The sequence below is a fragment of the Sphaerotilus mobilis genome (assembly GCF_004216565.1).
GTDB lineage: Bacteria > Pseudomonadota > Gammaproteobacteria > Burkholderiales > Burkholderiaceae_C > Sphaerotilus > Sphaerotilus mobilis.
Genome location: NZ_SGWV01000011.1, coordinates 303,664 through 317,075, shown reverse-complemented (window position 1 = coordinate 317,075; position 13,412 = coordinate 303,664). Strand labels below are relative to the sequence as shown.

Here is a 13,412-nt window from a genome sequence, read left to right as displayed (position 1 = left end):
CCCAAAGCGGCCACCTCACTGAAGCGTTGTTGGAACCGGTTCAACGCTCACGATGGAACAAATGGAACCGTTTCCATTGGCTGAATTTAATCAGTCTTTAAACGTTCAGACATCCGAGCAAACCCGAGGTCCCGCCCGCTTCCGGGGTTAACACCGTCGCCAGTCAACGCAGCGTTGACAACAGATTACGCACCGTTTCAGGGATCGCCACCGGCCGTTGTGTGGCCCTGTCGACGTAGACATGCACGAACTCGCCGACCGCCGAGGCCAGCGGGGCGTCCTCGCGGAACAAACCGATTTCATAACGCACGCTGGCGCCGCCCAGGTGCACGACCCGCAAACCGGCGTGCACGGTGTCCGGGAAGGCGATCGACGAGAAGTAGTTGCAGCGTGTCTCGACCACCAGGCCAATGACCGGGCTGGCGACGACATCGAGCACGCCCGCCTCGATCAGGTGCTGGTTCACCGCCGTGTCGAACCAGGCGTAATAGACGACGTTGTTGACATGCCCGTAGGCATCGTTGTCGGCCCAGCGCGTAGGGATGGCGCTGAAGTGGCGGTAGCGGCTGCGTTCGGTGGGCTGGGGGCGGGCGTCAGCGGTCACGGCAAGGCTTGGGCAGTGGCGGGGCCACCATCTTCACCACATCCGGACATCAACGCATCGGCGGCTTCGTCAATGCAGCGCCGACAGGAACTGCCGCAGCTCCGGTGTCTGCGGCGCGCCGAACAGGTCGGCGGGCGGGCCCATCTCGTGGATGCGGCCGGCGTGCATGAAGACAACCCGGTCGGCGACCTTGCGGGCGAAGTTCATCTCGTGCGTGACCATCAGCAGCGTCATGCCCTCGTCGGCCAGCGATTCAACGACCTTGAGCACCTCGCCGACCAGTTCGGGGTCGAGCGCCGAGGTGATCTCGTCGCACAGCAGCACGGCCGGGTCCATCGCCAGCGCGCGGGCGATGGCCACGCGCTGCTGCTGTCCGCCGGAGAGCTGGTCCGGCCAGGCCTGGAACTTCTCGCCCAGACCGACCCGTTCGAGCAGCTCACGCGCACGCGCCTCGGCCGGCGCGCCGCGACGGCCCTTGACCAGTGCCGGGGCCAGCATGACGTTGTGACCGACGTCGAGGTGCGGGAACAGGTTGAAGCTCTGGAAGATCATGCCGACCTGCTGGCGCAGCGCGCGCAAGGCGGCCGCGTTGCCGTGGCGCAGCGCCTGTCCTGCGACCTGCAGCGTGCCTTCCTGGAATTCCTCCAGGCCGTTGATGCAGCGCAGCAGCGTGCTCTTGCCCGAGCCGCTCTTGCCGATGATGGCGATGACCTCGCCGGGCTGTACGACGAGGTCGATGCCCTTGAGCACCTCATGCTCGCCATAACGCTTGCGCAGCGCGTGGATCTCGACGATCGGGCCTGCGGCAACGGGTGCAACGGGTGCAACGGCTGCAACGGGAGCCACGGAGAGGACAGGGGCGGACTGCGCCGACGGGTCAGTGAGCACGGGCCATCCTTCTTTCAAGCACCCGGCTCCAGGCCGAGATCGGGTAGCACAACACGAAGTACATCAGCGCCACGCAGGCATAGACGGTGAAGGGCTGGAAGGTCGCGTTGGTGATCATGGTGCCGGCCTTGGTCAGCTCGATGAAGCCGATCACCGAGGCCAGCGCCGTGCCCTTGACCACCTGCACCAGAAAGCCGACGGTGGGCGGCACGGCGATGCGCAGCGCCTGCGGGGCGATGACGTGGCGCAGCTGCTCGCCCAGGGTCAGCGCCAGGCTGGCAGCGGCCTCCCACTGGCCCTTCGGGATCGCCAGCACGCAGCCGCGCCAGATCTCGACCAGGAAGGCGCTGGTGTAGAGCGTCAGCGCCAGCGCCGCCGACAGCCAGGCCGACACGTCCAGCCCCAGCAGCGCCAGGCCGAAGTAGGCGAGGAAGAGCTGCATCAGCAGCGGCGTGCCCTGGAAGACCTGCACATAGAGGCCCACGCCCCGTTCGGCGCCCCGCACCCGGGCGATGCGCGCCAGCAGCAAGGCCAGCGCCACGACGCCGCCGCCGATGAAGGCGATCAAGGACAGCGCCACCGTCCAGCGCGCGGCCAGCAGCAGGTTGCGCACGATGTCCCAGAGGCTGAAATCGACCATGGTCGGCGGGCTTTGCGTTGGAAGGGATCGGCGTCGCTCAACGACCGAACAGGAAGCGCGGGCCGACCCAGCGCAGCAACGCGCGCAGACCCACCGCCAGCGCGAGGTAGAGCGCGGTGACGACGATGTAGGCCTCGAAGGCGCGGAAGTTGCGGCTCTGGATCAGGTTGGCGTAGTACGACAGCTCCTGCGTGGCGATCTGGCCGCAGACCGCCGAGCCCAGCATCACGATGACGATCTGGCTGACCATCGCCGGCCAGACCCGCGACAGCGACGGCGGCAACACCACGCGCAGAAAGACCTGTGTGCGGCTCAGCGCCAGGCTCAGGCCGGCCTCGATCTGGCCCTTGGGCGTGGCCTGCACGCCGGCCCGCACGATCTCGGCCGCGTAGGCGCCCAGGTTGATCACCATGGCCAGCACCGACGCCGCCTCCGGACTCAGGCGCAGCCCCAGGCTGGGCAGGCCGAAGAACAGGAAAAAGAGCTGGACGATGAAGGGCGTGTTGCGGATCAGCTCGACATAGGCCGACACCAGCATGCCCAGCGGCCGCGGGCCCCAGGTGCGGGCCCAGGCGCAGGCCACGCCCAGCGCCATGCCGGCCACCGCCGCGATGGCGGTCAGCACGACGGTCGCGCCGATGCCGCGCAGCAGCAGCGGCCATTCGACCAGGACGGCCGCGAAGTCCAGGCTCAGGCTCAGCATCTGAGCCACCCCGCGTCAGGCATGGCGTCGTCCCCGTGCGCGTGTCAGTTGGGCAGCTCGCCAGCGGGGCGGCCGAGCCACTTGAGCGCCAGCTTGTCGATCTCGCCCGAGGCCTTGGCCGCCGCGATCACCTCGTTGACCTTCAGGCGCAGCTTGTCTTCGCCCTTGGCCACGCCGATGAAGTTGGGCGAGTCCTTGATCAGCAGCTTGTATTCGGCGCCCAGCTGCGGGTTGCGCTGCATCATGTTGCCGGCCACCGAGGCACCGGTGGCGATGACCTGGACCTGGCCGGCGACAAAGGCCGAGACGGTCGCGTTGTTGTCCTCGAAGCGCTTGATGTCGGCCGTCGCGGGCGCGAGCTTGGTCAGCTCCATGTCCTCGATCGCGCCGCGGGTCACGCCCACGCTCTTGCCGGCCAGATCGGCAAAGGACTTGAGCGGCAGCGACTTGGCGGCGAACACCGCCTGGAAGAAGGGCGAATAGGCGGCGGTGAAGTCGATCACCTTCTCGCGCTCCGGGTTCTTGCCCAGCGTGGAGATCACCAGATGCGCCTTCTTGGTCTGCAGGTAGGGAATGCGGTTGGCGCTCGTCACCGGCACCAGTTCAACCTTGACACCCAGCTTGGCCGCGATCAGCCGGGCCATGTCGACATCCAGACCCTGCGGCTGCAGGTCGATGCCGACAAAGCCATACGGCGGGAAGTCGGTCGGCACGGCGATGTTGATGACCTTGCGGGCCATGACCTCATCAAGCGCGGCCTGGGCTTGCGCGCCGGTCGAGAACAGGGTGGCGACGGCCAGCGTCAGGCCGATGAGTGAACGACGTTGCATGGGCAGGGCTCCGGGTGGGTGCGTGGCGGTGCGGGTGGCAAGGAATCGACGGCGGTCTGCACCGCATCGGTGCTGAAGCGCTTGTATGCAACGTTTGTACGCACGAGCCATGCCAGCCCGGGACAGGCTCGCCGCCCGCCTCGACAATCCGCCGATGCCGTCCTTGTCACCGCCCTCGTCACCGCCCTTGCCCCAGCCGTCCGCCCAGCCCTTGCCCACCCCAGGCATCAGCCCCTGGCCCACCGCGTTGGCCGGCCTGCTCTGCCTGGCCACGGCCATGGGGATCGGCCGTTTTGCCTTCACCCCCCTGCTGCCGATGATGCTGGCCGATGGCCTGGTCGACCTGCGCGGTGGCAGCCTGCTGGCCACCGCCAACTACCTGGGCTACTGGTTGGGCGCGCTGGCGTGTGCCCTGCAGCCCTGGCTGTGGCGCCGGCTGGGCTGGCAAGGGCCGGTGGTGCCCACCCGGGCGATCCGCTTCGGGCTGGTCGCCACCTTGCTGCTGACCGCCGGCATGGCCCTGCCCTGGCCGGCGGCCTGGCCCTGGTGGCGCTTTCTGGCCGGGCTGGCCAGCGCGCTGGTGTTTGTCTACACCTCGGGCTGGTGCCTGGCCCGGCTGACGGCGCTGGGTGCGCCCGCGCTGGCCGGGGTGATCTACATCGGGCCGGGCCTGGGCATCAGCGTCAGCGGCCTGGCCGCCAGTGCCATGGTGGCGCACAGCTGGCGCGCGGCACAGGGCTGGCTGGCGATGGCGGCGCTGGCCGTCGTGCTGATGGCGCTGGCCTGGCCGCGCCTGCAGGGCAGCGTCGGCGTGACCGGCGGCGCCGCGCAGGCCGACGACCCGCCCCGGCGCGGCGCGCTGGCCGCCTTCGCGCTGGCCTACGGACTGGCCGGCTACGGCTACATCGTCACGGCCACCTTTCTGCCGGTGATCGCGCGGCAGGCCCTGCCGGGATCCGTCTGGCTGGACCTGTTCTGGCCGCTGTTCGGCCTGGGCGTGTCGCTGGGCGCCTTGCTGACGCTGCGCCTGCCGATGGCCTGGGACCGCCGTCACCTGCTGGCCAGCTGCTATGCCCTGCAGGCGCTCGGTGTGGCGCTGAGCGTGCTGCTGCCGACGCTGGCGGGCTTCGCGTTTGGCAGCCTGTTGCTGGGCCTGCCCTTCACCGCCATCACGCTGTTCGCGCTGCAGGAGGCGCGCCGGCTGCGCCCGCACGGCGCCTCGGCCTTCATCGGTCTGCTGACCGCCAGCTATGGCCTGGGCCAGATCGCCGGTCCGCTGGTGGTCGCCGCCGTGCTGGCCCGCAGCGCGACGCCGCATGACGGCTTCACCGTGTCCCTGCTGAGCGCGATCGCCGCCCTGCTGACGGGGCTGCTGATCTACCTGCTGCTGGCACGGCGTGCCGCGCCAGAACGGTCAGCCCTGGGCAGGCCCTGATCCGCACCCGCACGAGCGGCCGATAGCATCGAACCCAAGCAGGGGCGACGGGCGCCGCCTGCATCGATGCAAGGTGGAGCAAACCTCATGGCCGGTTGGTATGAACTCAGCAAGAACGACAAGGGACAGTTCTCGTTTGTGCTCAAGGCGGGCAACGCCGAAACGATCCTGCGCAGCGAGCAGTACGACAGCAAGGCGTCGGCCAGCAATGGCATCGCCTCGGTGCAGAAGAACAGCCCGGACGAGGCCCGCTACGAGCGCAAGACCGCCAGCGACGGCCGCTTCCACTTCAACCTGAAGGCCGGCAACCACCAGGTCATCGGCAGCAGCCAGCTCTACAAGTCCGAGGACGGGCGCGACAACGGCATCGCTTCGGTGCAGACCAACGGGCCGACCACCAGCGTCAAGGACCTCACCTGATCACGCCAGCAAGGCGACCCGGCGCAAGGGGCGCACGGGCCGCGCTGGCCACCCTGGGCCTCACCGGGCTGGCCGCGTTGGCCCCTGCGCATGCCGCTTTCGAACCGCAAGGTGAGCGCACGCTGACGGCTCATCCGCGCGCTGGCGAAGGCGAGCCGGTCGTGCTCGGCCGGGTCCGCTTCGAGCCGCAAGGCGACGGCAGTGCGCGCTTCACGCTGACACTGGAACCTGCCGTCTTCACCGACCATTTCCTGTCGATGAAGGAGTTCAAGTGCATCGGCGGCGCGGTCGAGCTGGCCTGCCATGTGCCCTACCCCTATGCCCAGCCAGCCAGCGTCAAGCCGGGCGACTGGCGGTGGCTGGAGCACAGCCTGCTGTTCCTCTACAAGCAGCCGCGCGAGTTCGGGGCCAAGTTGTGGAACGGGCTGTACTACCGCTTCGAGGTCGATGGCGACCGGCTGGTCGGCAAGCCTCAGGCCGTCGACCTCAACCGCATCAGCGCACCGCCGGATCGGCCCGGCGAGCCACCGTACCGGCCGGCGCTGCGCGACGACATCGCGCCGGGCGTGCGCTGGCTGGATCGGCTCGTGATCGAGTGAGCCCGGGCGACCGGCTCAGCGCTCGAGCGCCTCGTCCAGCACCTCGACCCAGTGGCGCACCGGCGTGTCGGTGCCGGTCTGCAGGTGCTGGATGCAGCCCACGTTGGCGCTGATGATGGCCTGCGGCCGGTGCGCATCGAGCGTGCCGACCTTGCGGTCGCGCAGCTGGTAGGCGATCTCCGGCTGCAGCACCGAGTAGGTGCCGGCCGAGCCGCAGCACAGGTGCGGGTCCTGGGTGGCGAGGTGGACCTCATAGCCCAGTTCGGTGAAGGCCGTCTCGACGCCGCCGCGCAGCTTCTGACCGTGCTGCAGCGTGCACGGCGGGTGGTAGGCCAGCTTGCCGCGGCTGGGCGAGCCGGCCGGGCGCAGGCCCAGGCGCGACTTCAGTGCCGGCAGCAGGTCGACCAGCAGCTCCGACAGGTCGCGCGCCACCGCGCTGATGCGCGCGGCCTTGTCGGCATAGGCCGGGTCGTGGCGCAGCGCGTGGCCGTATTCCTTGACGGTGACGCCGCAGCCGGACGCGTTGAAGACGATGGCCTCGACCGGCTGGTTGTCGCCAATGCCCTCGACCAGCGGCCACCAGGCGTCGATGTTGCGGCGCATGTCGACCAGCGCGCCGTCGTGGTCGTTCAGGTGGGCGCGGATCGCGCCGCAGCAGCCGGCCTCGTCGGACACCAGGGTCTGGATGCCGCAGGCATCGAGCACACGCGCAGTCGCCGCGTTGATGTTGGGCGCCAGCGCCGGCTGCACGCAGCCCATCAGCATCAGCACACGGCGCGGATGGCTGCGGGTCGGCCAGCGGTGGGCGCGGGCCTGCTGGTCGTCCGACGGCTTGGGCGGCACCTTGTTGCGCAGCGACGGCGGCAGCAGCGGCCTGACCATCTGGCCGAGCTTGAGGGCCGGCGCGAACAGGGCCGAGGTCATGCCCTCGCGCAAGGCGCTGCGCACCAGGCGCTCGGCGGCCGGTCGTTCGACCTTGGCCTCGACCACCGCGCGGCCGATCTCGACCAGCTGGCCGTACTGCACGCCTGATGGGCAGGTGGTCTCGCAGTTGCGGCAGGTCAGGCAGCGGTCCAGGTGCTGCTGGGTCTTGCGGGTCGGCGTCTCGCCTTCAAGCACCTGCTTGATCAGGTAGATGCGGCCACGCGGCCCATCCAGCTCGTCGCCCAGCAGCTGGTAGGTCGGGCAGGTGGCGGTGCAGAAGCCGCAGTGCACGCATTTGCGCAGGATGGCCTGCGCGGCCTCGCCTTCGGGCGTGCCGGCGTATTCGGGGGCGAGATGGGTTTGCATGGGATCGGGAAGCGGTTCGGAGGTCGGGTTCAGAGGTCCGGGTAGAGGCGCCCGGGGTTGAACACGCGGTCGGGGTCGAAGCTGGTCTTGAGTTCCCGATGGATGCGGTCCAGCGGTGCCTGCAGCGGCTCGAACACGCTGGCACCGGCCAGCAGCGCAGCCTTGTCGCGGGCCCGGTAGAGCGTGGCATGGCCTCCGGCGCGGGCCGCGATGGCGCGGATGTGCGCGGCCGGCTCGCGGCTGACCCACCAGCGCTGCGCGCCATGCCACTCGATCAGCTGCTCGCCTTGCAAGGCCAGCGGTGCGGCACCGGCCGGCAGGCTGATGCGCCAGAGTCCGGCCGCACCGTCCAGCAGGCTGCGGCGGGCCTGGTCGAAGAACTCGTCGGTCTGGTCACGCAGGCCACCCCAGAAGCGTTGCGCCAGCGTGGCCTCGATGACATCGCCGCCCTGTGCCTGGAAGGCCGCCACGGCCGCGTCGACCGCTGCCTTGGCCCCACCCAGCCGCAGCACCAGCGCGCCCTGCCACCACGCGCTCGCCTGCAGCGGCAGCGGCTGGCCGCCCCAGGCCTGAAGGCGCTCGATGGCGTCGGCCTCGCTGCACTCGAAACGCAAAGTGGCGCTGGCGGGCGCCACGGGCAGGACCTTGAGCGAAACCTCGCAGATCACGCCCAGCATGCCCATCGAGCCGGCCAGCAGGCGCGAGACGTCGTAGCCGGCGACGTTCTTCATGACCTGGCCACCGAAGCTCAGGACCTCGGCCCGGCCATTGAGCAGCGTCGCACCCAGCACGTAGTCGCGCACGCCGCCCACGCTGGCCCGGCTCGGCCCGGCCAAGCCGCTGGCGACCATGCCGCCGACCGTGCCGCCGCGCTGGCCGGGCCGGTCCGGATCGGGGAAGCGAGGGGGCTCGAAAGGCAGGCACTGGCCCCGTTCGGCCAGCGCAGCTTCGACGTCAGCCAGCGGCGTGCCGGCACGCGCGGTCAGCACCAGCTCGCTGGGCTCGTAGCTGCTGATGCCCGACAGCTCGCGCGTGTCGAGCCGGTCGCCGTGCACGGCCTCGCCGTAAAAGGCCTTGCTGCCAGCGCCCTGGATGGCCAGCGTGCGGCCGTCGGACCGGGCGGCGCGCACGCGCTCGACCAGGCTGTTCAATGCCTTGCTCATCGTGATGTGTGGACCGGAATCGGTTGAAGGGGGACACGCTGCAGCGGGGACGGCTTCACGGCGGAAGCGTCAGAACCGCGGCAGCTCGGCGAAGGGCAGCAGGCCCTTCTTGACGTGCATGCGGCCGTATTCGGCACAGCGGTGCAGCGTCGGGATGACCTTGCCGGGGTTGAGCAGCCCGCGCGCGTCAAAGGCCCGCTTGACGGCGAACATCTGCTCGCGTTCCTCGGGCGTGAACTGCACGCACATCGAGTTGAGCTTCTCGACGCCAACGCCGTGTTCGCCGGTGACGGTGCCGCCCAGCATCACGCTGGTCTCGAGGATGTCGGCGCCGAACTGCTCGGCCCGGTGCAGCTGGTCCGGGTCGTTGGCATCGAACAGGATCAGCGGGTGCAGGTTGCCATCACCGGCATGAAAGACGTTGCAGCAGCCGAGTTGGTACTGCTTCTCCATCTCGGCGATGGCCAGCAGGATCTCGGCCAGCTTCTTGCGCGGGATGGTCGAGTCCATGCACATGTAGTCCGGGCTGATGCGGCCAGACGCCGGGAAGGCGTTCTTGCGGCCGCTCCAGAAGCGCAGGCGCTGGGCCTCGTCACGGCTGACCTCCAGCCGGGTCGCGCCACAGGACGACAGCACGGCCTGCATGCGGCCGATCTCTTCCTCGACCTCCTCGGGCGTGCCGTCGCTCTCGCACAGCAAGATGGCGGCGGCATCGAGGTCGTAGCCGGCGTGCACGAAGTCCTCGACCGCTGCGGTCATGGGCTTGTCCATCATCTCCAGACCGGCCGGGATGATGCCGTTGGCGATGATCTGCGCGACCGCCTCGCCGGCCGTCTGCACCGTCGGAAAGCTGGCCATGATGCAGCGCGCCAGGCGCGGCTTGGGCACCAGCTTGACGGTCACCTCGGTGGTGACGGCCAGCATGCCTTCGCTGCCGACGACGATGCTCAGCAGGTCCAGCCCAGGGGCGTCCAGCGCCAGGCTGCCGAAGGTGACGGGCTCGCCCTCGATGGTGTAGCCGCGCACCTGCAGCACGTTGTGCAGCGTCAGGCCGTATTTCAGGCAGTGCACGCCACCGGAGTTCTCGGCCACGTTGCCGCCGATGGTGCAGGCGATCTGGCTGGACGGATCGGGCGCGTAGTAGAGGCCGAGGGGCGCAGCGGCTTCGCTGATGGCGAGGTTGCGAACGCCGCATTGCACGACCGCCGTGCGGCTGCGCTTGTCCATCGAGACGATGCGGTTGAACTTGGCCAGCGACAGCGTCACGCCGAGCGCATTGGGCATCGCCCCGCCGGACAGGCCGGTGCCGGCGCCGCGAGCGACCACCGGCACATTGAGTCGGTGACAGGCCTTGAGCACGGCGGCGACCTGGGCCTCGGTTTCGGGCAGCGCGACAACCAGCGGGCGCTCGCGGTAGGCGGTCAGGCCGTCGCACTCGTAGGGCACGGTGTCCTCGGACGTCCACAGCAACGCATGGCTGGGCAGCAGCGGTGCGAGCGCGTTGACGACCTCGGTCTGGCGACGCGCACGGGCGGCGGCGTCGGGCTGCAGCAGAACCTCGGTCGGCGCGAATTCGTTGGCCGCGTCTCGCGACAGGGGGGCGTTCATCGGTGCAGGCACTCCACTCGAAGGCAGGCACAGGCCAGGGGGCCTGCAGGGTCGGGCCGCCACTGTAAACCGGCCCGCTGGTCGCAGGGTAGGCGGGCGTCGGCCGGGCGGCGTGAAAGCTGCTGCGGGCTGGCGTGAAAAGGTTTCAGGCGCCGGCCGGGCCGGTGTCCAGGCTGGCCGTCAGCCAGTCGACGAAGGCCGCACATTCCCAGCGTGCCAGCGCCCCCGGTGCCCAGCACAGGTGGTGGCCGTTGGGCGAGGCCACGCTGCGCGGCGACAGGCGGACCAGCCGGCCGCTGTCCAGCCACGCCGCGCCCAGTTGCAGCCGCAGCAGCGCGACGCCGAACCCGGCGGCGGCCGCGTCCAGCACCAGGCCGACGTCGTTGAACTGCGCGCCCACCACCGGCTCGGCCCGGTCGAGGCCGACGGCGCGGAACCAGGTCGACCAGGGCTCCAGCGGGCTGCGGATCAGCCGCGCCCGGTCGATGTCCGCCGCCCGCTCGAAGCCGTCGAAAGGGCCGTGCTCATGCAGGTAGTCGGGGCTGCAGACGGGGGTGACCGCGTCGCCCATCAGGCAGACCTGCTCGACGCCGGCATAGCCGCCGGGGCCGTAGCGGATCTCGAGGTCGGCCTGCTCGGCGGTGACGTCGGCCAGCGGGATGGCGACCTGCAGGATCAGCTCGATGTCCGGGTAGGCGTGGCGGAACATCGGCAGGCGCGGCATCAGCACCTGGCGCGAGAAGGTCGGCGTGACCGCCAGCCGCAGCCGCGTCGGCGACGGTGCCGCCGCCGGCAGTGGGGCGAGCTGCTGCAGCGCGCGCAGGCCTTCGCGCACGGGAACCAGCGCGGCCTGGCCTTCTGCGGTCAGGCTGAAGTCACGCCGGAACAGCTGGCGGCCCAACAGGCCTTCGAGCTGGCGGATGCGGTGGCTGACCGCACTCGGGGTGATGTGCAGCGCCTCGCCAGCGGCGGTCACGCTGCGCAGCCGGGCCAGCGTCTCGAAGGCCAGCAGGCAGTGGATCGGCGGGATCACGGCGTGCGCGTGAACACGGTCAGCACGCCGGTGTAGCCGTAGAGGTGATGGCGGGCGATCTCGCCGCCGGCGAAGAAGCCGACCAGCGGCACGTCGCCCAGGGCATGGCGGATCAGCTGCAGCTCGGCCGACGGCGCGCCGAAGTGCGCCCCGCCCCGGCCGTTGCAGCTGACGTAGATCGCCCCGGCGATGTGAGCGGCCGGGTCGGCCGGGTCGGCCGGTGCGGACAGCGTGTCCGGGTCGTCCGGGCAGAGCTCCTCGCGGATCTCGGCGCAGATGCGCACCAGGTCGCGACGGGCGGCCTCGACATGGCGCTGGCAGAAGGCCAGCCGCATGCCGGCCTCGACCCGGTCGGCGACCGCAAAGCCGAGCCGGCCCGGGTCCAGCCCGATCAGGTGGCGCACGCGGGTGTCGGCACCGAACTGGCCGCCGCGCGACAGGCTCTCATCGGCCGCGTCGCTCAGGCCGGCCAGCGTCTGGCGCAAGACCGGCAGCGCCAGGCGCGGCTCGTCCAGCGTGATGCCCAGCTCGCGCAGCAGCACGTCCAGCGCCGGCTCGCCGTCCAGCATCAGCACGATGTTCTGTTCGGCCTTTGTGATGCGATGGCTGGGCCCGATCGGCTGGCAGCCCTGGGTCACGCGCGAGATCAGCCCGAGCTCCGGCCCGAAGGCGACGCCAGAGACACCGCCTTCGTAGACGCCGCCGCCCCAGGACGAGCCGGGTGCCGGGGCGCACAGCTGGACGGCGCGGGTGCGCGAGGACGTCAGCCCGCCAAACAGGTAGCCGCTCGCCGTCCGGCCGGCCAGTTCATGGATCAGCTCGCCAAGCTCGGGCGTGTGGCCGTCGGCATGGACCAGCGCGGCGTGGACCGAGCCATCGCCCGCGCCAGACGGCAGGCCGTGTTCGCCGCTGTAGAGCGTGAAGCTGCCCGGTGGCAGCGCCGCCAGCATCAGCGCCAGCGCGGGCTCGTCGCTGTATTCGACCCCGCTGGCGCAGATCGCCACCCCGACCGTGCCGACCCAGGCCACCGTCGGCCAGCGTTGCCGCAGCTCGGCCAGCAGGCCTTCGGCATGGGGCGCGTAACGGTCGCTGAAGTAGAGCCAGCCGAGCGTCGCCCGGCCGCGTTCGGCGCCAGCCTGGGCGTCGATCTGCGCGGCCGCCAGCGCCAGCGCCATGTGCGGATCCGGATGTGTTGCATGGGCATGCCAGAAGGCCGGTACCACGCAGGGTTTCGTGGTGCTCATGGCAGGACGCCTGGCTGCATGGCGGACCTCAACCGGCGGTCCGCCGTGTGGCCTTGCGGGGCGCAGCGGCGGCCTTCGCCGCCTTCTTCGCGGGCGCCTTCTTAACGGCAGACTTGGACGCGGCGGAAGAGGTCGCCTTGGCGCTGGCCTTGGGGGCCGTTGTGGACGTGGTCTTGCCTGGCACCGGCGCGGTGGCCTGGCGCACCGCGTCAGCCATCGGCTTGGCGACCTCGGCCGCCGCTTCGGCCGCCGCTTCGGCCGCTGCCTGTGCGGCCTGCACCGCTTGCGCGGTGGCGTCGCTGGTTGCCTCCGAGGCCTGACGTGCCGCCTCGGTGGCCTGGCGAGCGGCCTCGCTGGTGGCCTGCATGGCCTGACCGGCCAAAGCGGTGAACTGCTGGGTCAAGGCGCCCCACCACTGCATCGGATCAACTGCCGGCGAAGCGTCATCCGCCCCGGCACTGCCGGCCGGGGGAGCGTCATCGCTGTGGGCGTCGTCGATCGGTGCAGCGGCTTTTCGGGCCGTTTTCGTCGCAGGTGCGGGCGCAGGCGCGGGCGCCGCAGCGGCTTCTGCAGCCGCCGTGAAGATGTCCGGCACCTTGACCTTGAGCGCCTCGGTGAGGTCGCCCATCGAGACGTTCATGCCCTTGAGCGCTCCGAGCGTCATGCGCTGGACCTCCAGTGCCTGCACGGTCGCGCCGATCATCCGGGCGTTCTGTTCGAGCCAGAACTGGACCGTCTTGAGCTCCTCGATGCGGCGTTCGAGTTCCTCGGGATCGAGGGTCGGCGCGATCCACTGGCCCATCGAGGGCATGGACTTGCCGGCGTTCTTGACGAGTCCCTGCAGGAACTCGAAGCCGGGCACGAACTTGCCGAAAGCCTCGCTGGCCTGCTGGTAGGCCTGGGCGTAGCCGCTGGTGTCGGTCATGGTGTCTCCGTCGATGTCTTCGGGTGGCCG

14 protein-coding genes are annotated in these 13,412 nt (G+C 70.2%); 3 read left to right on the top strand and 11 right to left on the bottom strand.

What is annotated here, in order from left to right; translation table 11 throughout:
• Positions 1-163: 163 nt before the first annotated feature.
• From EV685_RS16660 to EV685_RS16640, 5 genes are all read right to left on the bottom strand, one after another.
• A complete protein-coding gene (locus EV685_RS16660; protein ID WP_130483163.1) occupies positions 164-604 on the bottom strand; it encodes an acyl-CoA thioesterase in 441 nt (146 codons plus the stop codon).
• Between the two features lie 69 nt (positions 605-673).
• Complete coding sequence (locus EV685_RS16655; RefSeq protein WP_130483162.1) at positions 674-1,450, bottom strand: amino acid ABC transporter ATP-binding protein; 777 nt, start codon at positions 1,448-1,450, stop codon at positions 674-676.
• A 31-nt stretch (positions 1,451-1,481) separates the two neighbouring features.
• Positions 1,482-2,132 (bottom strand): amino acid ABC transporter permease, encoded by a 651-nt coding sequence (locus EV685_RS16650; RefSeq protein ID WP_130483161.1) that lies wholly within the window; start codon positions 2,130-2,132, stop codon positions 1,482-1,484.
• A gap of 37 nt (positions 2,133-2,169) precedes the next feature.
• Positions 2,170-2,835 carry an amino acid ABC transporter permease gene (locus tag EV685_RS16645; RefSeq protein WP_420820838.1) on the bottom strand — a complete coding sequence of 222 codons (666 nt, stop codon included), beginning with the start codon at positions 2,833-2,835 and terminating at the stop codon, positions 2,170-2,172.
• A 44-nt stretch (positions 2,836-2,879) separates the two neighbouring features.
• On the bottom strand, positions 2,880-3,665 hold the full coding sequence (locus EV685_RS16640) for a transporter substrate-binding domain-containing protein (RefSeq protein WP_130483160.1): 786 nt from the start codon (positions 3,663-3,665) through the stop codon (positions 2,880-2,882).
• Between the two features lie 154 nt (positions 3,666-3,819).
• Here EV685_RS16640 and EV685_RS16635 point away from each other — a divergent pair, with 154 nt between their 5' ends.
• The 3 genes from EV685_RS16635 (at position 3,820) to EV685_RS16625 (ending at position 6,119) form a co-directional block, all read left to right on the top strand.
• Positions 3,820-5,100, top strand: coding sequence for a YbfB/YjiJ family MFS transporter (locus tag EV685_RS16635; protein ID WP_130483159.1), 1,281 nt, complete (start codon positions 3,820-3,822; stop codon positions 5,098-5,100).
• Between the two features lie 87 nt (positions 5,101-5,187).
• A complete protein-coding gene (locus tag EV685_RS16630; RefSeq protein WP_130483158.1) occupies positions 5,188-5,520 on the top strand; it encodes a YegP family protein in 333 nt (110 codons plus the stop codon).
• Between the two features lie 77 nt (positions 5,521-5,597).
• On the top strand, positions 5,598-6,119 hold the full coding sequence (locus EV685_RS16625) for a hypothetical protein (protein WP_207224853.1): 522 nt from the start codon (positions 5,598-5,600) through the stop codon (positions 6,117-6,119).
• 15 nt (positions 6,120-6,134) lie between these two features.
• Here EV685_RS16625 and glcF read toward each other — a convergent pair whose 3' ends face one another.
• From glcF to EV685_RS16595, 6 genes are all read right to left on the bottom strand, one after another.
• Positions 6,135-7,409, bottom strand: a complete 1,275-nt coding sequence (gene glcF, locus EV685_RS16620; protein ID WP_130483156.1) for a glycolate oxidase subunit GlcF — start codon at positions 7,407-7,409, stop codon at positions 6,135-6,137.
• 29 nt (positions 7,410-7,438) lie between these two features.
• Positions 7,439-8,572: a glycolate oxidase subunit GlcE gene (gene glcE / locus EV685_RS16615; RefSeq protein ID WP_130483155.1), complete on the bottom strand. Its 1,134-nt coding sequence runs from the start codon at positions 8,570-8,572 to the stop codon at positions 7,439-7,441.
• 69 nt (positions 8,573-8,641) lie between these two features.
• Entirely contained in the window at positions 8,642-10,180 is a 1,539-nt protein-coding gene (locus EV685_RS16610; RefSeq protein WP_130483154.1) for an FAD-linked oxidase C-terminal domain-containing protein, read from the bottom strand.
• A 145-nt stretch (positions 10,181-10,325) separates the two neighbouring features.
• The gene (locus EV685_RS16605; protein WP_130483153.1) at positions 10,326-11,213 is read right to left on the bottom strand and encodes a LysR substrate-binding domain-containing protein; all 888 of its coding nucleotides are present in this window, start codon (positions 11,211-11,213) and stop codon (positions 10,326-10,328) included.
• Positions 11,210-12,457: an FIST signal transduction protein gene (locus EV685_RS16600; RefSeq protein ID WP_130483152.1), complete on the bottom strand. Its 1,248-nt coding sequence runs from the start codon at positions 12,455-12,457 to the stop codon at positions 11,210-11,212. Before EV685_RS16600 ends, EV685_RS16605 begins: the two co-directional genes overlap by 4 nt.
• Positions 12,458-12,485: 28 nt before the next feature.
• Positions 12,486-13,382, bottom strand: a complete 897-nt coding sequence (locus tag EV685_RS16595; protein WP_130483151.1) for a PhaM family polyhydroxyalkanoate granule multifunctional regulatory protein — start codon at positions 13,380-13,382, stop codon at positions 12,486-12,488.
• Positions 13,383-13,412 lie beyond the last annotated feature (30 nt).